Source organism: Phocaeicola oris (genome assembly GCF_021295095.1).
GTDB classification, from domain to species: domain Bacteria; phylum Bacteroidota; class Bacteroidia; order Bacteroidales; family Bacteroidaceae; genus Phocaeicola; species Phocaeicola oris.
The window spans coordinates 140,353-164,012 of record NZ_JAJLQX010000002.1 but is presented as its reverse complement, the minus strand read 5'-3'; the positions used below and the strand labels follow the sequence as shown (position 1 = coordinate 164,012).

The 23,660-nt window shown below is 43.0% G+C and carries 26 protein-coding genes, 1 tRNA gene and 1 pseudogene; 12 read left to right on the top strand and 16 right to left on the bottom strand.

What is annotated here, in order from left to right; all coding sequences use genetic code 11:
- Positions 1-68: 68 nt before the first annotated feature.
- The 9 genes from LO761_RS02265 to LO761_RS02225 all read right to left on the bottom strand — a co-directional run bounded on the left by LO761_RS02265 (position 69) and on the right by LO761_RS02225 (position 10,333).
- Positions 69-2,606 (bottom strand): glycoside hydrolase family 2 TIM barrel-domain containing protein, encoded by a 2,538-nt coding sequence (locus tag LO761_RS02265; RefSeq protein ID WP_272816697.1) that lies wholly within the window; start codon positions 2,604-2,606, stop codon positions 69-71.
- 71 nt (positions 2,607-2,677) lie between these two features.
- Entirely contained in the window at positions 2,678-4,210 is a 1,533-nt protein-coding gene (gene rny / locus LO761_RS02260) for a ribonuclease Y (protein ID WP_272816696.1), read from the bottom strand.
- 109 nt (positions 4,211-4,319) lie between these two features.
- Positions 4,320-4,607 (bottom strand): cell division protein ZapA, encoded by a 288-nt coding sequence (locus tag LO761_RS02255; protein WP_272816695.1) that lies wholly within the window; start codon positions 4,605-4,607, stop codon positions 4,320-4,322.
- Positions 4,608-4,629: 22 nt separating this feature from the next.
- Positions 4,630-4,923, bottom strand: a complete 294-nt coding sequence (locus LO761_RS02250) for a hypothetical protein (RefSeq protein ID WP_272816694.1) — start codon at positions 4,921-4,923, stop codon at positions 4,630-4,632.
- Between the two features lie 120 nt (positions 4,924-5,043).
- Positions 5,044-5,619, bottom strand: a complete 576-nt coding sequence (locus LO761_RS02245) for a uracil-DNA glycosylase family protein (RefSeq protein WP_272816693.1) — start codon at positions 5,617-5,619, stop codon at positions 5,044-5,046.
- Positions 5,619-6,263 carry a hypothetical protein gene (locus LO761_RS02240; protein ID WP_272816692.1) on the bottom strand — a complete coding sequence of 215 codons (645 nt, stop codon included), beginning with the start codon at positions 6,261-6,263 and terminating at the stop codon, positions 5,619-5,621. The genes LO761_RS02245 and LO761_RS02240 overlap by 1 nt, the downstream gene beginning before the upstream one ends.
- 106 nt (positions 6,264-6,369) lie before the next feature.
- Complete coding sequence (locus tag LO761_RS02235; protein ID WP_272816691.1) at positions 6,370-7,023, bottom strand: AlbA family DNA-binding domain-containing protein; 654 nt, start codon at positions 7,021-7,023, stop codon at positions 6,370-6,372.
- 8 nt (positions 7,024-7,031) lie between these two features.
- Entirely contained in the window at positions 7,032-8,324 is a 1,293-nt protein-coding gene (locus tag LO761_RS02230; protein ID WP_272816690.1) for an L-cysteine desulfidase family protein, read from the bottom strand.
- An 11-nt stretch (positions 8,325-8,335) separates the two neighbouring features.
- On the bottom strand, positions 8,336-10,333 hold the full coding sequence (locus LO761_RS02225; protein WP_272816689.1) for a protein-disulfide reductase DsbD family protein: 1,998 nt from the start codon (positions 10,331-10,333) through the stop codon (positions 8,336-8,338).
- 589 nt (positions 10,334-10,922) lie between these two features.
- On the opposite strand from LO761_RS02225, the gene LO761_RS02220 reads away from it, so the two are divergent.
- The 12 genes and pseudogenes from LO761_RS02220 (at position 10,923) to LO761_RS02165 (ending at position 18,407) form a co-directional block, all read left to right on the top strand.
- A complete protein-coding gene (locus tag LO761_RS02220) occupies positions 10,923-11,057 on the top strand; it encodes a hypothetical protein (protein ID WP_272816688.1) in 135 nt (44 codons plus the stop codon).
- 91 nt (positions 11,058-11,148) lie between these two features.
- Positions 11,149-11,982: a hypothetical protein gene (locus LO761_RS02215; protein WP_272816687.1), complete on the top strand. Its 834-nt coding sequence runs from the start codon at positions 11,149-11,151 to the stop codon at positions 11,980-11,982.
- Between the two features lie 276 nt (positions 11,983-12,258).
- Positions 12,259-12,343, top strand: a tRNA-Ser gene (locus tag LO761_RS02210).
- 312 nt (positions 12,344-12,655) lie between these two features.
- Positions 12,656-13,888: a site-specific integrase gene (locus tag LO761_RS02205; protein WP_272816686.1), complete on the top strand. Its 1,233-nt coding sequence runs from the start codon at positions 12,656-12,658 to the stop codon at positions 13,886-13,888.
- Positions 13,889-13,913: 25 nt separating this feature from the next.
- Positions 13,914-14,381 (top strand): DUF1896 domain-containing protein, encoded by a 468-nt coding sequence (locus LO761_RS02200; protein WP_272816685.1) that lies wholly within the window; start codon positions 13,914-13,916, stop codon positions 14,379-14,381.
- A gap of 139 nt (positions 14,382-14,520) precedes the next feature.
- Positions 14,521-14,868 (top strand): hypothetical protein, encoded by a 348-nt coding sequence (locus tag LO761_RS02195; protein WP_272816758.1) that lies wholly within the window; start codon positions 14,521-14,523, stop codon positions 14,866-14,868.
- A 352-nt stretch (positions 14,869-15,220) separates the two neighbouring features.
- Positions 15,221-15,652: a hypothetical protein gene (locus LO761_RS02190; RefSeq protein WP_272816684.1), complete on the top strand. Its 432-nt coding sequence runs from the start codon at positions 15,221-15,223 to the stop codon at positions 15,650-15,652.
- Between the two features lie 6 nt (positions 15,653-15,658).
- Positions 15,659-16,075: a PcfK-like family protein gene (locus tag LO761_RS02185; RefSeq protein WP_272816683.1), complete on the top strand. Its 417-nt coding sequence runs from the start codon at positions 15,659-15,661 to the stop codon at positions 16,073-16,075.
- A gap of 12 nt (positions 16,076-16,087) precedes the next feature.
- Positions 16,088-16,618 (top strand): antirestriction protein ArdA, encoded by a 531-nt coding sequence (locus tag LO761_RS02180; RefSeq protein ID WP_272816682.1) that lies wholly within the window; start codon positions 16,088-16,090, stop codon positions 16,616-16,618.
- Positions 16,619-16,635: 17 nt separating this feature from the next.
- A complete protein-coding gene (locus LO761_RS02175) occupies positions 16,636-17,907 on the top strand; it encodes a PcfJ domain-containing protein (protein ID WP_272816681.1) in 1,272 nt (423 codons plus the stop codon).
- 22 nt (positions 17,908-17,929) lie between these two features.
- The gene (locus LO761_RS02170; RefSeq protein ID WP_272816680.1) at positions 17,930-18,184 is read left to right on the top strand and encodes a hypothetical protein; all 255 of its coding nucleotides are present in this window, start codon (positions 17,930-17,932) and stop codon (positions 18,182-18,184) included.
- A 4-nt stretch (positions 18,185-18,188) separates the two neighbouring features.
- Positions 18,189-18,407, top strand: a pseudogene (locus LO761_RS02165) (hypothetical protein).
- Positions 18,408-18,522: 115 nt separating this feature from the next.
- Here the strand turns inward: LO761_RS02165 and LO761_RS02160 are convergent.
- From LO761_RS02160 to LO761_RS02130, 7 genes are all read right to left on the bottom strand, one after another.
- Positions 18,523-19,419 (bottom strand): bacteriophage abortive infection AbiH family protein, encoded by an 897-nt coding sequence (locus tag LO761_RS02160; protein ID WP_272816678.1) that lies wholly within the window; start codon positions 19,417-19,419, stop codon positions 18,523-18,525.
- Between the two features lie 101 nt (positions 19,420-19,520).
- A complete protein-coding gene (locus LO761_RS02155; RefSeq protein WP_272816677.1) occupies positions 19,521-20,030 on the bottom strand; it encodes a lysozyme in 510 nt (169 codons plus the stop codon).
- Entirely contained in the window at positions 20,027-20,497 is a 471-nt protein-coding gene (locus LO761_RS02150) for a DUF3872 domain-containing protein (protein WP_272816676.1), read from the bottom strand. The genes LO761_RS02155 and LO761_RS02150 overlap by 4 nt, the downstream gene beginning before the upstream one ends.
- A 12-nt stretch (positions 20,498-20,509) precedes the next feature.
- Positions 20,510-21,100, bottom strand: a complete 591-nt coding sequence (locus LO761_RS02145) for a conjugal transfer protein TraO (protein WP_272816675.1) — start codon at positions 21,098-21,100, stop codon at positions 20,510-20,512.
- A complete protein-coding gene (traN, locus tag LO761_RS02140; protein ID WP_272816674.1) occupies positions 21,094-22,044 on the bottom strand; it encodes a conjugative transposon protein TraN in 951 nt (316 codons plus the stop codon). The genes LO761_RS02145 and traN overlap by 7 nt, the downstream gene beginning before the upstream one ends.
- A 49-nt stretch (positions 22,045-22,093) precedes the next feature.
- Positions 22,094-23,362: a conjugative transposon protein TraM gene (gene traM, locus LO761_RS02135; RefSeq protein WP_272816673.1), complete on the bottom strand. Its 1,269-nt coding sequence runs from the start codon at positions 23,360-23,362 to the stop codon at positions 22,094-22,096.
- Positions 23,355-23,657, bottom strand: a complete 303-nt coding sequence (locus tag LO761_RS02130) for a hypothetical protein (protein ID WP_004353772.1) — start codon at positions 23,655-23,657, stop codon at positions 23,355-23,357. The genes traM and LO761_RS02130 overlap by 8 nt, the downstream gene beginning before the upstream one ends.
- Positions 23,658-23,660 lie beyond the last annotated feature (3 nt).

Below are 23,660 nucleotides of genomic sequence, written 5' to 3'. Positions count from 1 at the left end.
GGTTAACTGACGGATAAAAAATAGGGAGACTCTTTATGAATCCCCCCATTTTTATGTAGAGAAACGCGTTATTTTGCATGAATAGTAGTTGTTGCTTTATTTAAACCATCGGCTGTTGCTGTAATGCCGACAGTTCCTTGCTTACCATTACTCATAACGGTGAGCATGCATTTGCCGTAAAACGCTTTACGATGGTTGGCTTTGAAGTGCTCCATGGATGTTTGACAACCATTGTCTACGCCTGCGTTAAAGCCACAGCCTTGAACATCAAAGGAAATGTCGTTATCGGCATTTGGGCAGAGGTTACCGTCCTTGTCAAGCACTTCTACGGTAATATAGCTGATGTCTTTTCCGTCGGCAGTTATTTCTGTTCTGTCAGGAGTCAGGCGGATTTGAGCGGGTGCTCCGGCTGTATGAATCTCTTGTTCGGCAACCACTTTTCCATCTTTACGTGAAACAACCTTGACAGTTCCCGGCTCGAATTTAACACGCCACCAAACATGGAAGATTTCCGGTTCTTTTGTTTTGACGCCTTGCGATTTGCCATTAATGAATAGTTCCGCTTCGTCGGCATTGTTATAGTAGCACCATATATCAATATCCTGTCCTTCTGTCCAGTTCCAATGGGGGAATAGGTGAAGTACGGTTTTATCAGGACGCCATTCCGACTGATACATATAATATATGTCTTTCGGGAAGCCGGCCAAGTCGATGATACCGAAGTAAGAGCTGCGGGCCGGCCATGGATATGGAGTTGGTTCGCCTATATAGTCGTAACCGGTCCAGATATATTGTCCTGCCACAAAGTCATACTTCTTCACTTCGCGCCATGTATCCTCCTGCGTACTGCCCCAAGGCACGTGACAATTGTCGTAATCGGAGCATTGGAGCGACGGGTCATTGAATGGATGACGCCAGTCTTTTGGCCATATAAACATAGAGTCGGAAGGCATTCGGTAATAGCCTCTGGTTGCCAGTCCGGATACACTTTCAGTCACGACAAAAGGCTTTTCGGGAAACTCTTTCGGCACGTCTTTATAATCTTTTTCGCCATAGTTGAACCCGAGAATATCCAGACTGTTAGCTAAGAACAGATTGTTATCCTTACCATGATAGTTACATGCGGCAATAGTAGGACGGGTTGGGTCAAGTTTTTTAGCGATGTCGCATAACTTTCTTGTTAATAAAGCATTGACATTTAGTTCTTCACCTTCTTTATTCAGACCGGCATTCGCTTTAGGAAAGTTGAGCGCGAAGTTAACTTCTGTTTCCGACAGATTATCCTCTTCACCTCTACGGGTATTCTGTTCACGCACCTCGTTACCGATGCTCCACATAAATACCGACGGATGATTTCTGTCGCGGAGCAGTAGGTCTGTCATATCTTGTTCATACCATTCTTCGAAATAATTTCCGTAATCGTATTTTGTTTTCTTTAGATACCACATATCAAAAGTTTCATCCATAACGATAAAGCCCATGCGGTCGCAAAGGTCGAGCATTTCCGGCGCGGGCGGATTATGTGAACAGCGTATTCCGTTGCATCCCATTTCTTTCAACATCTCTAAGTGAGCTTCCATAGCACGTGTATTAAACGCGGCGCCCAATGAACCCAAGTCGTGATGCAGGCATACTCCGTTAATTTTTATTTGTTTTCCGTTGAGAATGAATCCTTTCTCTGCACTAAACTCGAATGTACGGATGCCGAAAGGTGTATTATAGGTGTCAATGATACGATTGTCATCATAAGCACATAATTCAGTCTTTATATTATACATATACGGATTGTCTATGTTCCAGAGTGTTGGATTGGCTATGTTGAGTTCCTGAACAATCTCTTGGCTTTGTCCGGAAAGGATATTCCGGTTATCGGAAGAAACCTCCGCAACCGTTTGTCCATCCTTATTTTGCACTATGGTATGTACTTTAATGGAAACGTCAGTTGATATATTTTTTTCCGCTTTCATGGCATTTTCTATGGTAGCGCGGATAGTCAGTGTGGCACTTTGTTCCGAAACTTTTTCAGCTGTAACGTATGTTCCCCATTGGGCGATATGGACAGGATTAACCGCCATCAGATGAACCGGACGGTAAATGCCACAGCCCGAATACCACCGGGAGTTTGGTTGCTTTTCGTTATCTACTTTGACAACCAAAACATTTTTTTCGTTAAACTTCAGATATGGAGTCATATCGTAACTGAATGAGATATAGCCATAAGGTCGGGAACCTAACTTTTGACCGTTCAGATAGACAGTGGAGTTCATGTAAACGCCTTCGAAGTAGATGTAATACTTTAATTCTTTGTTGGCAACGGAGAATGTTTTTCTATACCAACCGATACCTCCCGGGAGTGCTCCACCTGATGTACCTGACGGATTGTCTTTGCTGAAGTCACCTTCGATAGCCCAATCGTGGGGGAGGTTTAATTTACGCCAACCGGAATCATCAAAATCCGGACTGATGGCAGAAGAGTCATTTCCTAATTGGAAAGTCCAATCGGCATTGAAATCATTGTCACGTTCCAGTTTCTCCGATTGATTTGCACAACTGCATACTAATATAAGTAGACAGCAAACAAACGATAGATGGAAAATTCTTTTCATATAAATTAGATTTAAAAAATAATCCCTCCGACTTTATAATAGACGGGAGGGATTCTATAAATGTAATAATATTATTTTGCGTAGCTTACGGAACGAGTCTCACGGATAACAGTGATTTTAACTTGTCCCGGATAAGTCATCTCGTCCTGAATCTTCTTAGCTATTTCGCCGGAAAGTTGTTCAGTTTCCTTATCATCGATTTTGTCAGCGCCAACTATGACGCGGAGTTCACGTCCGGCTTGAATAGCATACGTTTTGGTAACACCGGGGTAAGACATCGCTAATTGCTCTAAGTCGTTCAATCGTTTAATATATGCTTCAACAATTTCGCGACGTGCCCCCGGACGAGCACCTGAGATAGCATCACAGACTTGAACGATGGGAGCAAGCAACGTAGTCATCTCAACTTCATCATGGTGAGCACCGATAGCATTGCAGATTTCCGGTTTCTCTTTATACTTTTCCGCGAGTTTCATACCGAGCAGCGCGTGTGGCAATTCCGGTTCGTCATCAGGAACCTTACCTATATCGTGTAACAGACCGGCGCGTTTTGCTTTCTTCGGGTTCAAACCTAATTCAGAAGCCATGATAGCACAAAGATTAGCAGTTTCGCGAGCATGTTGCAATAAGTTCTGACCATAGGAAGAACGGTATTTCATCTTTCCGATAATGCGAATCAGCTCAGGATGCAAACCATGAATACCTAAATCGATCGTCGTACGTTTACCTGTTTCAATAATTTCATCTTCAACTTGTTTTTTCACTTTGGCAACCACCTCCTCGATACGAGCCGGATGGATACGTCCATCGGTTACCAATTGGTGTAAGGCTAAGCGGGCAATCTCACGGCGAACAGGGTCGAAAGCGGAGAGAACGATAGCTTCCGGTGTATCATCGACAACGATTTCGACACCTGTAGCTGCTTCAAGAGCACGGATATTACGTCCTTCACGCCCGATGATTCGTCCTTTGACTTCATCGTTATCAATGTGGAATACAGTGACAGAGTTCTCGATAGCTGTTTCACTGGCAACTCGTTGTATGGTTTCAATGACAATTTTCTTAGCTTCTTTATTTGCAGTCAGCTTAGCGTCGTCTATAATATCGTTGATGTACGATTGGGCTTGTGTTTTAGCTTCTTCCTTCATGGACTCGACCAAGTGTTCTTTAGCCTCTTCCGCCGACAGACCGGAAATTGTTTCCAGTTTTTCACGCTCTTGCTGTTGCATCTTGTCAAGTTCCTCTTTCTTCTTATCGATTATAATAAGTTGATTATCAAGATTAGTTTTGTATGCTTCAGTTTCAGCACGCTTGCGTTGAATTTCTTCCTGACGCTGTTTGAGCATGAGCTCACGTTGTTTTAGCTTGTTTACTTCTTGCTGAATACGTTGGTTACGTGCTGTAACCTCCTTTTCCAGTTCAGCTTTTTTATTTAAGAATTGTTCTTTTACTTCAAGAAGTTTGTTCTTTTTTATGACTTCTGCTTCATTTTGTGCATCCTGTAGGATAGCGGCTGTTTTGTTCTTCATGCCATATTTGAAGATCAAGTAGGATGCTCCCGCACCTATTATAAGGCACACAACTGCAATTATTACTGTTACCATTGTTATTAATTTATATATAATAAAAAGCGCACATTCCAAAAGGTTAAGGTTATGGTCCTTTCCTTTTAGGATGTGCGTGTAATTTCTAAATATGTAACGAAACAGGTGATTATTTGATAAATTTGTCTATCAAATTTGTCAGTTCCTCAAGTTTCTCCTCATACGGCTTTACATCTGTAGAGCTTTTCAGAGAAGCACTCTCAAATGCCAATTCTAACGCAGCCATTGCCCAATGTCTTTTATCGTTCATTTGTGGGTAAAGGGTGCGATACCTGTTTAGTTTATAATTAATCTGTTTGGCAGCTTCACGATAAAAGATTTCGTCATTGCGACGAATTCTCATAGGGTAATTGTCGTTGTCAATCAGTAAATTTATTTTTAACATATTGTCGTCCATCTCAATCGTTTTATTAGGGTTGTTATTCATTCAATAAAGCGATGCAGCGGTCAACTTCACGCACAAGCTTTGACAATCGTTTTCTTGTTTCAGTAATATCCTGATCATGAATACCGATTGTCTTGGCTATTCGAAGGTTGGTATACATGGCTTCCAAATCTTTTTTACTATCCGCTAACATACTAACTTCTTCGTCTTTTTTTACGAGAAGTTGCTTAAGACTTTCGTTTTCTTTTTGTAACTCTTCATATAAATGAATGAGTTGTCGAAGTCTTGATTCGAAAGTTGATAATAGATTTTTATTCTTTTCAGCCATTTAAACCAAAATTCTATACAAATATAAATGGTTGAAGTCAAATAAAGAAATATTTTTTTAAGAATTTCAGAAAATCTTGTTAAAAAAGTTTTTGAGGATGAATTGATTAGCCTTTTGGACTTAAAGCATTTCTAAATCTTCGAACATTTTCCGGTAGATATTTGCCTTGTTTTCCACACTCATTGGATATGCTCTGCTGGATGAAGGCATTCGGTAGAGTCGCATTTCTTTATTGTTAAACCGGAAGGTCTCGTATGTTCCCACCTTTGGAATCGCGACTTGTATTTGCGTTTGCAATGTTTCTGTTGCTTTCTCGCCGGTTGTAACGATGGCTTTGCATTGTGGAATCTTTTCCAATAGATCGGGGATGTCCGTAGGTTGAACAATTTCCAAGAATTTATCCGAAGCATTATCCTTCAGGCGGCGGATGGTCATGGCCGTATCAAAGAGTGCGACACCTTTTTCATTGAGAAACTGAATGAGATGTTGTTCGTCGAATATTTTTTGATCGGGAATAATGAAGTGATTTTTGTCTCCAAAGAAGATGAGTCCGAAGATACGCCACATATCATTGATGAAATTCGGATAATAAAAATTCATCTTCCACCGTTTAGGCTGTGGAGGGAAACTCCCAAGCATCAGCAGTTGTGCGTTTACAGGGAGAAACGGTTTAAACGGATGTTGCTCTACATCCATTATTTCGTATCTTTTGGTTCTTTAGGTTTCGGTTCTTTCTTTGCCAGCATGACAATGTTGTAAGCATATTCTGTCATCCAGGCTTCTGAGTAGTTCAATTTGCTAATATATGTACGGATGTTGCGGGCAGTCTTGGTAACACCGGCATCTTTAAAGTCGTTCTTTGTCATAATATCGTTAATGGTCTTTTCCGTCATAGCACGGAGTGTCTTTTTCATGGCGCTTGGCATTCGGAATTTCCATTGCATCAGGTTGCCGATAACCATCATCAGATCGTTGCTAAATCCCTGAAACATATAGAGGTAGCTCTGAATGTCATTAGGATTGTGGCAATTCTTTTTAATGGACGCGTCTATTTCTGAGAAGAATTTGTTGTTGATTCCATAGATATCAATCAACATTTTCTTACAACGTGATTTCTCTGCTAAGCCTAACTTGTTATTGGAGGTTGGGACTTTCAATGTACGTTTGAATACGGCCAAGTCGGGAAGGAAGTTGATGTTGGTAATGCCCAAATTACTTGCCATGACCGACTGATAATATACACGAATCAGTGTCATGAAATCTTCCATGCCACCAACTTTGGTTGTTTCTTCAGTATTCTTTTTACCTAAGAGACGCTTAATAGAATCTATGATACCCATAATTAATATTCTTTTTTTCTTTTATAGTCGCAAAGATAGTAAAACTTTGGGAAGTATTACCTTATTATAATATAAGAATTCAGGGCAGAAAGCATTAGAATTTCTTTTATAACTCCTTTTTATTCCATTCGTACATAAAATGATGGTTGACAAAGATAGGCGAGATAATGCCGAAACGAATAAAGTCGGCCAATAAATCTGTTGCTTTTTGCCGATTCAATTTGCAGAGTTTACAGCATTGCGACAGGGAAATCCGTCTTCTTTCTTTGAGCTCACGGAGTAGTAATTCTTCTTTTTCGGTAAATGTGAGCAGTGTTCCATTCGGGGCTTTGATTTGTTGCCAGACTTTCATGTGGACAATGGTTGCCTGAATGTTCTCATCTTTAATTCTAACGTATGCCCAAGGTTTATTCTGTTCATCAAGCGCGTAGACAGGCTTTATGGGTGACTCTTCGATGTCAACTTCCAATACAGTCTTTCCTTCTACATTAAATGGTTTCGTCTTAATGGAGATTTTGGGCTGGCAATACATGGAAGCCGCTGCCTGAATCATATAAATCTCTTCTTCTGAACGAACTCCCGCGATTTTCCCGTTATCTTTTACGCCTACCAACAGTCGTCCGCCTTTTGTATTCGCGAACGCAGAGAAACTTTTTGCGATTTTTCGTGCGTCCGAGATTTCAAACTTAAAATCTTGATGCTCATGTTCTCCTTCCGCAATAAGTTCTTGTATGTATTCTTTATCGGTAAGCTTTTTCATTATTTTATTTAGTCGCAATGTTTATGTGTCATGATATTAAGTACCAGCTTATCGGTCTCACACATAGCGTCTTTTCCTATTTGCGTCAGGTTACGGATAGTTTTGTCCACATCATCATCAATAATCCCTTCGACGGAAGTGACACATTGATTTTCCATTGCTAAAAGCGCGGAGAGCATCGCGGTAGATGTTCCGCTTGTCACTTTCAGCGCGCAGCTTGGTTTAGCTCCATCGCAAATCATGCCGGTAATATTGCCAATCATATTTTTAATGGCATACGTAATCTGTTCGTACGTGCCTCCCATCAGATAAGTGACTCCGCAGCTTGAGCCTGTGGAAGCAACCACACAACCACAAAGTGCTGACAAACGTCCTAAGCTTTGTTTGATATAGATAACGGTGAGGTTACTGAGTGTGAGCGCACGAATGAGTTCTTCTTCCGATTTTTGGTTGTTTTTCGCGTAAATCATGACAGGTAAAGTAGCTGTAATGCCTTGATTGCCACTGCCCGAATTACTCATTACCGGAATCATTGCTCCTGCCATTCGGGCATCGCATGCGGCAGAAGTGTAGGAGAGTATTTCAGAGAACGTATTTCTTCCGAGGATTTTTTGCTTCAATTCGCTGTCTTTCAAGATACATCCCAATTGGTGTCCAAACGTTCCTTTGAACGATTGCTCCGCTGCTTTTTTATTCATTTCGCCCGATTCAAGCATAAAGCGAATTTCATCCAGTGGGGCGGTAGTGGCAAATTCATACACCTTTCTGAATGTTAGTTGAATATCATCATCTTTCGCTTCGGATGAGGCTTTCTGCTTTTTATCCAGTAATACCTTATTATTATATGCTGCGTAAATAAAGTTGGTATGTCCGCCGGATATGATTGCTTTCGCGTGGTCTTCACCTGAATCGCAAGTTACTTCAATATAGAGCTTTTCCGTGATATTTTCTTTCAGACCGATGCAGATGATATTATCTGCAATCATCTTTTTACCTTCTTTCACTGAAGCCGGAGTACAATCTTTCAGCACTTCGAGCCCGTATTCCGACTTTCCGATGAGCGCGCCTAACGCTATGGCAATGGGTAAACCTATCATTCCTGTTCCGGGTATTCCCACCCCCATAGCGTTCTTTAAAATATTCGCGCTGAGTAGAACTTGAATTTTATCGGGATGTTTGTTTAACGTCTCTGTTGCTTTAGCTACGCAAAGCGCGACGGCAATAGGTTCTGTGCAACCGATAGCCGGAACTACTTCTTTGTTTATCAGTGAAATAATCTTTTCTCTCTCTTGTTTTTTCATGTATATAAAGATTACTTGCCCGACTTGTAATTATTCAAGCCGGTCTGTAAAAATTCAAGGTATTTGTTAATATCTTCGTCGTACGAATACGATTTGTTTAATGGCTTTCCGTTATTGTCTATCAATACGTAGAATGGTTGAGTCAGTGCTCCGAACTTGGTCATTTGTAAATGACTCCATTTGTCACCTACCGTGCGAAGTGTCCGTTCTTTTCCATTCTCTGTTACTTTAATCGGCTCAGGCAGTTTCTTTTTATTATCTACATATAAAGATATTAAAACATAATCGTCATTGATTAAACTGTACACGCGTGGATCGGTCCAAACAGCAGCTTCCATCTTTCGGCAATTCACACATCCGTATCCGGTAAAGTCTATCATTACAGGTTTTCCGTTTTCTTTTGCATAGTCCATTCCGGCATCGAAATCGTCGAATTTTGCATGAACTACTTTATTGTTTAAGTTGAAATCCTGAGTAGTCATGGGGGGGGCAAACGCGCTGACCGCTTTCAATGGCGCTCCCCAAAGTCCCGGAATCATATAAATGGCGAAGGCCAATGAAACCAAAGCCATGAAAAAGCGTGGAACAGAGGTATGTGTCTCGTCGTCATCGTGCGGGAACTTGATGATGTTCAACAGATAAAGTCCGAGCAAAGCAAAGGTGACTATCCATAAAGCAAGGAACGTTTCACGGTCGAGCAGGTGCCAGCCGTAAGCTAAGTCGGCAACCGATAGGAACTTGAGCGAGAACGCTAACTCTATAAATCCGAGCACGACCTTTACAACATTCATCCAACCTCCCGACTTCGGCATTGATTTCAACCACGAAGGGAAGAGGGCAAAGATGGTGAATGGAAGGGCTAAGGCAATAGCGAATCCGAGCATGCCGATAATGGGCGCAATCATGTTACCGGTGGTAGAAACTCCGGCAAGCAACAGTCCGATTACCGGCGCCGTACATGAAAAAGAAACGAGTACCAGCGTAAATGCCATGAGGAAAATGCTGAGTAGTCCGCCGGTTTGCTCTGCTTTATTATCGACTGCGTTATTCCATTTCGACGGAAGCGTAAGGTCGAATCCTCCGAAGAAGGAAGCGGCAAAGACAATCAGTAAGGCAAACAAGAATAAGTTGAATATCGCGTTGGTAGACAGTGCGTTCAGTGCGTTTCCTCCGAAAAGCAGCGTAATGACAATTCCTAATGTAACATAAATAACAACAATAGAAATGCCGTATATAACCGCGTCTCTTATGCCTTTCTTCTTATCTTTCGCCCGTTTCAGGAAGAAGCTGACGGTCATCGGGATAATAGGCCATACACAAGGTGTGAATAACGCGATTAAACCACCTGCCAGTCCGGCAAGGAAAATGTATATCCATGAATGATTTTGTGAGGCTTGCTGTTTGCCGAATGCTTGAAGTTCTTTCACTACCGATTGCCACCGATTATCCGTATCTGCTGTTTTTGCAACAGGTAAAGTCTCTGCTTTTATGCTGTCGGCAGACGTAATGTCTTTGGTTACTTCTTTTTCACCGGCCATTGGCTGGTCGGATGCATTTATTCCTTTACCTGAATAGTTGAATGGAACTTCGGTTGGAGGCAGGCAAGTCTCGTCATTGCAAGCACCATATTCCAAATAGCCTTCTATATGATAAATAGGAGAGGTGAGTTGAATATTTTGAGTGAAAATGACTTCTTTTTCAAAGTAGCGTAATTTCATTTCGAATACTTGGTCGAACTTTTCTATTTCATTGCCTGCATGTTTTAACTTTCCATTGAGTCGGGCACCTTCCAGTTTATCTGTATTGAAAGTAGCGGAGATGGGACCGCCATTCGGCAAATCCGTAGAATAAACATGCCAACCATTCTCGATGGTTCCTTTAAATTGAATTTGAATTTCATTGTCCGATATATTCTTGAGCGATGTGATAAACTGAACCGGCTTTGGCATCTGCGCTGAGATGGTTACGCAAATCAACAGAAGAAGTGACAGGATAATATTCTTTTTCATAATTCCTTCATATTAATGTTGCAAAGATAGTGTAAAGGAGTTTAATTATAAAATTATCATTTGTATATTTTAATGCAAGTCCGGTGAATTAAAACAAGATGCCCGGTATCTCAGAATCTCTTTTTATATGGTTACGCGACCGATTTAAAAGTCAATTATATAAGCTGCTGATTCGATACGCATGAACGGATAAACTCATACGCATGAATTGGCAAACTCATCAGCATGAGTTGAGTAACTCATCCGCATGAACCGGGCAACTCGTCCGCATGAGTTGAGCAGTTCATACGCATCACTTTTTAAAGCTCTCTTGACGACGTTGTTGAACCGTCAGTTTAAGGTTATAAAGTCGTACGGTCGCCTGAACTTAATTTCTTTTCTCTCTCTCTTTACCCGTCTACGAAATGTTTCAATCTTATTAGTTTTATTTATTAACCTTATTTAACTAAATGGGGGGGTAAAACCGGAATTGTTTGTATTTTTACGGACTTCTTATGCTTTTTATACCTTTTCCGAAAGAAGTAGGAGCAGGGTAGGGAAAGATAGTCAGAAGGTACAAACGATTATTCATTTAACAATATCTACTTTTATGAAAGATTTACAAGACGTGAAAAACGCGGAGTATCAATCCCCTTGCTGCACCGTAGTGCTCCTGCAAGCAGTCGGAGCCATTTTATCTACCAGTTTAAGTATCGAACCTATTGAGGAAGAAGATTGGGGCTAAATGCTTGCCGTGAATCTCCCGATTGACCTCGCAGCAGGTCTGATGGAAAGTGATTACAGAATCAAAACAAAACATTAAAATCGCAAAGACAATGAAGAAGACATTAGGAACTTTGATGGCATGCACAGCCTTGCTGTGCAGTTGCTCGAGTGAGGAAGAAGTAACCCGGCAGACGGATGAGCAATATCGGTTTGAAGTGAACATAACAACCGAGCAGGCTGCCGGAGCAGCGGAAACGCGCGCGGTGAAACAGACGTTTGTAAACGGCGACGTGGTATGGGTAGGATTTAAAGATAATATGAACGGTGTGCTTAAATTGACGTACGACGGGACGGAGTGGACGCCTTCATGCACAGGGACACTGACCAACGATCAGATTGTTACGGCTGACGAGAAACGATGTGCCGCTGTTTGGATAGACGGAGTCACAACGGAGCCGAAAATTCCGTCTTGGGGCAAAGATTTTTTCGTATGGGACTCAATACCTGTACCGGACATCTTGGTGGCATCAGAGCAACCTTATACGGTGGACGATAAAACGAAGACCATCCGACTGAATTTAACGTTGGGAATAAATTCTTCTATCGTCAAAATCACGGTTACAGGGTTAGCCAAGGGAACATGGAAACTGAGTGAACAGGATATGCTCAATAAACTTTTCCCCTGTATAAATACAAACTACCTGAGTGTCTCCTATGCTGGCAGTGGTGATTATGGTGATACCATCACGGGACATCCGGCATCGGATGGCTATTATTTTATTGGGAGTGTGAAAATTGGGGGAGTTCCCAATCCTACCTTTACATTGACTAACGGCACCGATACCTATACCAAGACATTCACGGGAAAAACGTTAAAATGGAAATCCGCCATAAAGATAGCCGGTCCTACAAAGAGTGATCTCAAGGGATGGACAAAGGAATGATTCCCCGCGTGTGCTATTCTCAAAGCATATTGCAATACCTCTATGAATAGTGAGGAAATTACAAATGTAGGTATATAATAAAGGAGATATAATAAGACAGCGTCCCTGCTTTCCGTGTACCTGTTAAAATGTAATTTCCTCACTGCGAGGTATGATAAGCGATTCTTACCATAAAAATAGTTCAATAGAAAAATTTTTCTTTAAAAAAGTTGTAGATACAAATAAAAGTCGTATCTTTGCACCGCTTTCGCACGAGAAAGTAATCCGAAAGGGTTTGGAGAGGTGGCTGAGTGGTCGATAGCGGCGGTCTTGAAAACCGTTGAACTGCAAGGTTCCCGGGGTTCGAATCCCTGTCTCTCCGCTAATAGGCTTTAAAAGGTCTTCACAAGGGTTGTCAATTTAGCCTTCAAAAATTAGCTAATCGTTGTAAAATTAAGGTTTTACAACGATTTTTCTTTGTATATACCTCCATTGCCTGACGGCATAATCCTATATTTTGACAGTCATCTTTCGGTCAAATTCTGCTACACTTACTGCTACACAAAAATTGCAGTAGCAAAAAATGTAGCAGTGACGGGATTTTGAATACCATATTGACGGCGTCAACTCTTTCTTTTTCAATGTATTAAGTATTAACTTTGCAGCCGAGTGCTACACAAAAGAATGATGCATTATGAGAACAAATTTTAAGGTGTCCTTCTACCTACGTTCAAACTATGAGAACAAAGAAGGAAAGTCGCCTGTAATGCTCCGAGTATTCCTTAACGGAGAGATGGCTAATTTCGGATCTACGAAAATATTCGTGGACAAGTCGCTGTGGAATAACACTACCAGCAGGCTCAAAGGTCGGACGGCAGAAGCCTTATCCGCTAATGCCGCATTGGACTCCATTTCCACAATGCTGAATAACATTTACCACAAATTCGAGGATGATGAATCCTTGTCATTGGATAAAATCCGCTCATTCTTTGTCGGGAAAGACAGGGAGTACACGACCTTTCTCCCTATATTCGACAAGTTCAACGAAGATGTCAGACAGCGTGTCGGACATACCATCAGCAAGGACAGCCTGCAAAAGTACAGCGTTTTAAGAAGGCATTTCGCAGAATTCCTTATCTATAAGTATGGGAAGAAAGATATTGGACTGGCAGAGTTCACGCCATCCGTAGTACAGGATTTTGAGTTATATCTGAGTACGGCGGCTGGGTGTGCCTATAACACATCAGTCAAGAAATTGAAGGCACTGAAAACCGTGACCATCTATGCGCAAAAGCGTGGCTATCTTCTTCACGACCCATTCCTCAATCATCGTTTCCACTTGGAGCCGGTAAACCGTGGCTTCCTTACGGACGAGGAAATCATGAAGATTGCCAACAAAGATTTCGGTATCCATCGCCTGGAACTGGTAAGGGATGTTTTCATCTTCTCTTGCTTTACAGGTCTGGCATATATAGACGTGTCCAACCTTACGCCGGACAACATCGTTACGCTTGACGATAAGCAGTGGATTATGACCAAGAGGCAGAAAACAAGTGTGGAGACAAATGTTTTATTGCTTGACATTCCCAAGACTATCATTGCCAAGTACAGTCATAAGACCTATCGGGACGGCAAACTATTTCCCATCCTAACGAATCAGAAAACCAACGCATATTTAAAAGAAATTGCCGACCTTTGCGGTGTCAAGAAGAATCTGACCTTCCATCTTGCCCGACATACATTTGCGACCATGTCGCTCAGCAAGGGCGTTCCTATGGAAAGCGTGTCGAAGATGCTGGGACATACCAACATTAAAACTACACAAATTTATGCCCGTATAACCAACAAGAAGATAGAACACGATATGGAACAGCTGGCTGGCAAGTTAGACAAGTTCAATGTTGCTATGGGCATCAACTCAAAATAATGTACAACCCTAAACTAAGAAGATTATGACAACAACAAAGAAAGAGCTTTCTTACTTCCGTTTGAAGTTGGAAGCGTATCTCGGAGAGCATTATCCAGAGAGAGTGAATGAAAATACGTTTATAACTGCTCGCGCAGACGAAGCATTGACAACTTACTGCGATGCTATAGCACAAGGTTTTTCCCACCCAGAGGCGGAGGTAATGTCAAGCGAAGTATTATACCAAGATTTGCATTTTTCCAAGTATGACACGCTTGTGTCTGTCTTAGAGAATGAGTTCGAGAAAGAACTTCCTTCTCCTCTTCCTGAAAGACTAACACCGATACTTTTGAAGAATAAGGCTGTGCAAAGCGTTTTCGATAAGTATGAACTGACAGACGATTTTGGTGCAAGTCCAGAGTATGAGAAACTCTACACTGAACTGACAGGGACAATCGTTTTGCTCATTGAGGTCAATGGTCTGCCAACCGTCAATAGCGAGAACATGACTTGATGTAACACCATCGGGAGCTTTTGTAGTGTCAAGAGCCAAGATAACTATTCTTCCCCACACACCAAGAGTTTGGGCAAACACTTGGCTTTGTGTGGAAGAGTATCTTGTTATTGCTCTTGAAACTATTAAAAGCTCCGATATGAATACAATCATCATGAATCAAGACATCTACACACCTACCTTCATCAAGGCAGACGCATCGAACAAAACCGATAATATCAAGCAGCAGCCGACTTCTCCCAAGCAAGTCCGCCGCTTCTCTTGGACACGCTTCATCGAACTCGCTATCCTGCTTTCCGTCGTTATCGGTGCCATTTGGCTTATCTCGAAGATGGTAACACCGCAAGTCGTAACTGTCGTGTCAGTCATTGCAGGTTTTCTGATACTACGCTTTATAGTCAGGGTAATTCTAAAAGTGACATTTACGCTGCTGAGCATTCTCTTCTGGCTGGCAATTCTCTGTGCCATCCTGCTATGCGTGCTTTGAGAAGCACAGTCCTGTAAGACCTTTTATCTTATTTCATCAGGTGGTTATCTCGCATATTGAGATAGCCACCTTTTCTATTTTCCACTACGAGCGTTGCACTTTTGCTTCTTTTCCAATGCTCCACGATATGCGATGACAAGGAGACGGATGCTGTTCCCTTTTTATCCGCAAAGGTAGTACGGGGCTTGTGGCTTTCAAAAGGTCTGTGCCGCTTGGTTTGTCTGGAAAATCTCCACACCTACGGGTTGTATTTTCCGACAAAACCTTGTGCAAGCCCACCCCGCTACCTTGATTTTGCTACAAAAAGGAATCAGCATACTCCGATCTTTGGACGCATAAAAAAAATGTCGCTATGGATAAGCAAAAAGTAACTACAACATCTTCGATGAAAGAAAAAGGATATAGCTCCTCCTCTCATTACCGCATAAGTTCGGTGGTTGATGAAAGTGAGCGTTTGGTGGCGACTAAGTTTGTGCAGTGGGACGTTGAGCCATTGGACAGACTGAGTGGCAGTAAGGTGTATCTCCTGCGTGTGAAACTCAATCGTGGGGAGCGAATGAGCCGTGAGGAAAAGAATTGGCTTGCCGAAGCGGTGAACACTAACACCTACTTCCGTACAGCCGTACCCCTTATGGGTTATCGGTTTGACTTTATGGACGTATTGAAGAAGTATTTGGTCAATCAATACGGACATTGGGCAGAGTATTACGCACCCGACCGCATCAGCCTAAGAAGTTTTCTTTGCGGACAGATAATTCAAATTGTAGAAATCCCCAAACATTAAACGACAATGAAAGGAACAGAACATTTTACGAGAGCAATAGCCGAGTATCTCAACGGACGTGTAGCGACAGACCCTTTATTTGCGCCCAACTTGATGAAGCCTAACAAGAGCATCGAGGAGTGTGTAACCTACATCTTGAACCAAGTACAGGCGAGTGGGTGCAATGGCTTTGAGGACGATGAAATCTACTCAATGGCAGTCCACTACTATGACGAGGACGAAATTGAAGTGGGTAAGGCAATCACTTGCAGAGTGGCAGTAAACCATATTGTGGAACTCACAGAGGAGGAGAAAGCCGAAGCACGGCAGGAAGCCATTGCGCAGTACCAACGCGAGGAACTTGCCAAGATACAGAGCCGTAACGCAAGACCTCAAAAGAAAGAAACGACAGAGGTTGCACAACCTTCATTGTTTGACTTCTAAAAAGCAAAGACTATGGAACGATACGATTTAAGCGAAGCACGCATCTATGTAGGCACTTACGCCAAATACAACAAAGGCTCACTAAGAGGTAAGTGGATAGACCTTTCTAATTGTTACGACCAAGACGAGTTTATGGAGGTATGCCACGAACTCCACCAAGACGAGGAAGACCCCGAATTGATGTTTCAAGATTGGGAGAACATTCCCGAAGAACTCATTGACGAGGGGCATTTGGACGACAACTTCTTTGAACTGAGGGACGAGTTGGAGAAGTTGGACGGTATGAACGTGAGTGCCTTTTGGATTTGGGTGGAGAATACCGGCAAGGATTTGACCAGTTCCGTATATCAACTAATGAAGCAATTCCATTCCGCATTTGTCGGCAGATATGTGAACAAAGAAGAGTTTGCAAGGGAAATGGTAGGTATGGAGCACGAACTATCCGAATTTGCAGAGCGATACTTCGATTATGACAAGTATGCGGACGAACTCTTTGACGAGGGGTATTGGTTTGAGAGCGGATATGTATTCCGTGACGAGTAAGACAAGGAGGATAGAAAATGAAACCAAGAAATAAATTTCAGAAGCAAGTGGCGGAGTTGGCAATCCAACTCCCCACCATTACCGACAAGCAAAGTCAGTGGGCATGCACGCACCTTTTTGAGCATATTGCCAAGCGCAACACGAAAAGCGAACACACTTGTTTGGAGTGTGGACACAAATGGACGGACACACAGCACAAAGGCAAGACCGCCATTTGCCCCCATTGCGGAGCGAAACTCACCATACATACAGAACGGCAGAGGGTATTCAAGGAAACGGCATACTATTGCATACTTACCGCTTTCAAAGGTTATCAAGTGATACGTTACTTCTATATGGAGGTGTACCGCAAGCAAGGGCAACCGATAAGACGATTTTGTTCGGAGGTGGTTGAGCGTTGGATGGCACCCGACGGCAAAAGCGCAGTGTTGGCACGACTTCGCCCGATGAGTTGTTGGTATGATACGTGGCAGTTTGGCAGTGATTTGGAAATCCGCCCCGACAAGCCATTGTACGACATACTCCCACACGGCATTTACCCACGTTATGGAGTGTTGAAAGACATCAGGCGCAATGGTTTTAAAGGAGCATTCCACGACCTTACCCCCTTTGAGTTGTTTCATTCCATTCTTACGGACAACAAGGCGGAAACCTTATTGAAGTCTGGACAAATCTCCCTATTTCGCCACTTCATTAGGGACAGATTTGCCAAGATTGACAAATATTGGGCATCTATCCGTATCTGTTTGCGCAATGGCTACAAAGTGGAGGACGGCAATTTGTGGTGTGATATGATTGATACACTTGCGACACTCAACAAGGATATACGCAGTCCGAAGTATGTTTGCCCCACCGACCTAAGAGCAGCACACGACCATTACCAAGCTAAGCGCAGGGCCATGAGAGAGCGTGAGAACATCATCAAGAAACGTAAGGAAGCGATGGAAGCCGAGCAAGCATACAAGCAACTCAAAGCAAAATTCTTTGGCATTGAGTTTACGGACGGCATTATCCGCATCCACGTTTTGGAGAGTGTGCAGGAGCATTTAGAAGAAGGCACAGCAATGCACCATTGCGTATATGACGCACACTATTACAGCAAACCGCAGTCGCTTATCTTCTCTGCAACAAAGGACGGAGAGCGCATCGAGACCATCGAGGTATCATTGGAAACAATGAAAGTGGTACAAAGTCGTGGAGTGTGCAACAAGAACACTGAGTACCACGAGCAGATACTCGCCTTGATGCAGAAGAATATGAGAATGATAGCGCAGAGAGCAACCGCATGATATAACCCATCAAATAAAAAATATGAAAGTACAGGTAGAAGGCATAATTTGTAATTGGACAGACGAAAAACCCAACATCATCGTGAGAATTATCAATGCCATAAGCATAGCCGAGAACAAGGAGGAGTTGCAGACCGCACTCCTCCAAATCTCCCAAGAAACGGAACTTGACAAGTTCTTTGTCTATGGTTACGGAGCGCACCATTTTTGGCTTACCCACCGCAGATTATCGAATGGCGAACCAATGGAACACAGATTACTCATTGCTGAATTTTGAAGATATGGAAAGGATAGTTTACAGAGCACGCACCCTATACGTTTTGAAAGTGTATTTGAGGTCGCAGCCACAGACCGAGAGGAAGCCGAACGGCAAAATCCTTGAAGATTGTGGAATGGTGATGGGCAGAGGGGTACACAGCACCCTGCCCGATGAACAAATCAATTGGGCTTTTGATACCCATCCTGAAGAACGAATAATTGAAACAACCGAAAAGCCCTAACACAATGAGCCACGCAACTTCAAAAATTGCGCGGCTTCTTTTCTTTTTCTTTGAGCGAGCAGGCGACCAAAGAAAAGAAGCAAAAGAAAGTCACAATAATTGCATTATAATTTAATTACATACAAAAAGTCTGACAATTCGAACACGTAAGTCCTAATTTGTTAATAAAGTCTTTGACTCGCTTAACTTCTCTATTACGCTCTTGGGGATTATTATAGTAAACTGAAAAAAGCCATTGAGTGTTTGATGCAACATTTTTAGCTATCTCCACAAAATATCCAAAATCAATATCGGATAAAGAGTGCCCATAAACAACAATTCTTCTAATTCCAGCTAAATTATTCCAATATCTCGCATTATTACTAATTATGTCAGAAATGCTTTTACGTTGTTCATTTACAACTTTTGCAATATTATCGTATGCTGCATATTCATATATCATTGGGTCTGCAGAAAGGAAATCATTTCCATTAAGGTTATTTATATGCCCAACAACTAAATTGTTAGAACAGCAGCGTCTTCCGTGTATATAATTAATCTGTCTTTGAGGAATGCTGTAAAGTTTCTCTAATGTATCTGTATAGTTGAAAGAAAGAAACAGACTGTTTCTATCAAAATTTGGCAAAGAAACAGGTGAGACATTTATATCTATTTGATTAACCCATTCTTCAAATATACGATGAAACACTTCAAACATCATTTCCAAATAGTATTCTGGAGCATCCTCCATTTGTGCCTGATAACGCATTTCATGGTCTTCCTCTAATTCGACATCTTCTGTTGATTCATCAAATGCATTTTGGAAATCTATATTCCCTAATGCGTATTCAAGGTCGCACCATAGTTCAAGTTTCCCATCTTTATTTTTTGTAGGGTAGCATGCTTCTAATTGTCCTATCCAATAACCATCTAAGCCACATTTTTTCCATGCATACTGTCTAAAATCTTCATAAGAAGATGCTATGCCGTGATGGAGGTCAAAACCATTGCCGATTATACATAGTGTATCCATTTTTTTGCAAAGTTACTCAATCATAACGAAGAAGGCGACTAAAACGACAAGAAAACGCCCCTTGCGGAGCATAAAAATGTCGCAAGGGGTGTATTTGATAATCAGGGTATATAAAACAGGGCAAACTCCACATTTCGTCGTTTGACAAGTCCTCGTAGCACCTTTCCTTTGTATCGGCAGAAAGAGACAAATTCACGATAATAGTTCCTGTCGCCCGACTCTATCTTTCGTAGTAATCTGCTCTTGGGACGTTTGCTATATCCCAGCAACCTGCCTACTCCGACATTGTAGGATAAGACGGCAAGTAATAGGGCATCTTTTCCATATCCTTTGAAGTATCCAAAGCATTTCCAAAGGTCAGCACGCAGGAGAGAGTCCGCCTGCCGTTCCGTCATTGCTGCCGTGAAGTGTTCGCCTGGCAATAGTTGATGACCATACCCAACGTATGGGTAATCCTTCTTGCCGTGCATTCCCTCGAAGTATTTGATGCAGACCACCGCCCGCTCAAAGGGCAGAAGATCGGCAAGCCGTCTCCGCTTACTTTGAGCAGACAATGGTTGGAAACACATTAAAAGCAAGCAAAAAGATAGGATTGTCTTGGCGAAATTCATTGTCGTATCGGTACTTTTTCTATCACTTTTGGCGTGTCCTCATTCTTTTCGTTTTTGAAATTGAATGATAGTTTAACGGTCTGCCCAAAGTTGTCCTCCACATACACATCAATGGTTTGTCGGTCTGTGGAAGCAGAGGTGTAGTAGAGTCGGAACACTTCCTTGGTGAGCGGATAGCGGTCGTTAGGCCTGAATGCCGTCCCGTTGTCCATTCTTAGCGTTCCTTTTCCATCCGGCTGAAAATATCGGATGGTGTAGCGAGTGTCGGCAAAGTTGCCTTCACGTTTGAGCGTACACCTGATTTCTGCCGTCTGTCCCTTGACGATGTCCTTCTGAACCGGCATTGTCTCCACCGTAAATGGATAAGACTGCTCCACATCCAACTCCCTATCACAAGCAGATAGGCAAAACACGGCAAGGATTAGCACACCCATTACCCATATTGAACTTAATATCTTTTTCTTCATTGTTTTTACCAGTTAAAGATTAAACCTAAATCCTGCTAATAGCGCAGGATGAAAACGATGCACGTCCGATCCAAAGAGGAAACGTCCCTGTGCCTTTACAAGAAAGAGCACCCTGTCCGTCAGAAACACTTCCACCGAACCATGCACGGCACCGCCATAGACAAAGCGGGAGCGGTCGAGCAGTGTCGCCCCATCGGGCAGCAACTTCTTATCTCTATTTAGTTCTTCATAACCACACAGGGCAGAAACACCCACGTAAACCAACACATTCTTTCCTCTATCTGCAAGGACGGGTTGCATATAGCCCAAGTGCAGCAATATGTCTTTCATCGGGATATTGTAACTGCGATAAGGCATATTCTGTTGTTCATATTCCAAAGACGCAAAGGTGTAGTTCTCCCTTTTGAGATAACGGGTAAGCGATATGCCTACACCGAAATTATCACCTGCAAAGAGTTTCTCTCCCTTGATAAGGGGAACACTGCCCAGGACTTCAATCCCACGTTGTTTTGGAATAAGCCGCTGTGCATGCGATGGCAAGCTAAAGAGCATTGCCACCGCCACACAAACTATCACTGTAATATGATGTTTCATCTTTACCATTTGAGTTTAAGGTTATCAATCTTCTTTGCAATCTGCAGGTCTTCTGCCGTTACATAAAAGGTCAGCCTACGACCACCATTTCTCTCATAGAGCGTCACTTCAAGCTGCTTGTCTTCTGCAAGAGAGAACTGCTCGAGCGCAAACACACTGTGCTCACTACCCATGCCACGCACCTGCATCACCTGATGATAGGCGCGAAGTGGCTGTAGCACCTGTTCTTGAATGGCGGTGCGTTTTGCCACCTTCTTATCCACCACCTTAAAGGTGATGAAGTCCACCGAGTACGGTATATTCGTGCCATTCTCCATTCGGGTGTGGAAATACAGCAAGCCGTTATTGGCGTACAAGCCACGAAGCAGGAACTTCATACCGAACTGCTGTGCACCGATGTGCTTGATGCAGCGTCTGTCGTTCTGATAGATAGTCTGCATCATCAGCTTTACTAATATGGGCGACTCGTTGCCAAGTTCCTTGAAGTAAATGTCAGAGCGATTGCTTGGTAGTCGTCCGTCCGTTGGTGACAGAAAGTCTTTCATCTCAATGCTGAGTTTCTCCGGTTCATCAGCATACTTGACGTTGAAAGCATAGAAAGAGCCGTCCTCGCAGATAACACTCATATTTGTCTCCGTTTCAAAATCCTTCACTGAAGCCTTTACACGCAGTACATTCTCGGCATCCTCTGCCTTCCCTGCGATGATGTTCTGTGAACCTAAGTCTACATATCGGATGGCAGAAGGGAAGATAAGATGCACAGTCTTGTCAAAGGTAACGTCAAGGCCATACGGCAGGACGACACGCCCGTTAGGAATGGAACGGCTCATACCTTGAAAAAGCTCTCCCGAAGTAAGCGGACGGCTCGGTGTCAGACCATCATTGTTTTCCTGTGCTGTGGCTGTTGCTCCCACCATGGCAAGCATAGCCATTGATAAAATAATTTTCTTCATTGTTCCTTTTTTATTTGATGTTATTTTTTACTTATCATTTTCGATTGTTTTATTTGGACTGAACCAAGAAAAGGCGGTAACCACCCTTGAGCGTTACCTTGATGGTGCGCAGTTTCTTCTGAAGCAGCTGACTTGCACCCTGCATCACCCCACGTGCAGCCTCGGAGATAATCTGGTCCTTGGCAGAGGAAGCGAAGGTAAAGGATGTGCCCATTGAACCACCGATGTTCGCCCCAACTTCCTTAAGCGCATTGATATCCTCCGAACCTGGTATATATACGCCCTCCTGTCCGTCTGTATCGTATGCTGAGAGCTTGACGGCTATGATATGGCCGTCCACCTCAATGCTTTTGACAAGCAGGTGCATACGGTTACCCTCAATCTTGGCAACGGCTATTAGTCGGCTCTGACGTGGAATGTGCAGTCCCTGTACCTTGGCACTTTCCAGCAGACGGAGTACGACATTGTCACCCTCCTTAAGAACAGTAGTCCTGTCCACTACAACTTTAAGCGTATTGCGCATTGTAGGTACAGCTGTGTTTACGAGCGAATGAAAGCCCATATTACGAGCCTTCTTGCCGTATTCCTCCATAAAGTACACATCGCTCATAGGCTGGTCAAGTGAGGATACTATCTGTCTACGCTCCGGCAGAACTTCCATTGCAGGCTTCTCATTCTGCATGGTCTTGCCCTTAGTAGCGTCAGAGCCACCAGCAGCTCCTTCCGTCTTCTCCTTTCCTTCCGTCAGACCATTATTGAAGGTAGGTGGAGTTGATGCTTTAGGGAGATACTTCGCTGCCATCTGATAGCTCTTTTCCATCAAGGCAAGCTGCCGTTTCTCTTCATTGTCCTCCCTGCTGTCTTTGGCGGAGAGTTCCTTTTTAAGGTTATCTATTTCCGAGCGCAGGGCTTCACGCTCCTGCTCGTGTGGGTCGGGAGCGTAAAAGGAGTTTAAGAGCCGATTGTTCTCCTCATAGCGATGCATGGAGCTTTCTATCTTTGCCGTAGAAGCAGCTGTCTCTGCACGCTGCTCCTCTGATGGAGCAGTGTTCTGTGCAAAATAGTCCGATAGCCTGCCCATCTCCTCGCGGGTCTGTTCCTCCTCGTGTGCCTTGTCGCCTAATTCATAGGCTTTGAGCTTGTTTTCGGTGAGCTTTTCTGTCGTTGCCTGCGGGATGCTGTCATTGAGTCCCTGCTCCGCTGCAGTCTTATCCTTGCCCGAAGGGGCGAAGATAAACCACATCGAAAGGGCAAACAGCAGTCCTAATCCTCCGAAGACCAAGCCTTTCTTCATTTGTTCTTTCTGTTTATTATCCATTTTCTTTGATTGTTTGATGATGTTGTAGGTAAAAATTGCCGTGTAACTCTTGTAAAGTACTGTCCGTCCGTATCGGACTGTCCGTCAGCTTTCCCGTGGGGATGGGTAGTTTCTCCTTCTTTGGAGGAAGGAAAAACTGCGCTATCATCCAGAGTGAGCAGAGCAGATAGATGAAGCTCAGCCCATAGACGATTTCCTTTCTCTGCCTTATCGTGAGCCTTTCACAACGATGGCGGAGCCACAGGTGAAAGCGCAGATAGTGACGCGAGAGTAAAAAGTTTCTTTTCCTTGCCATAGC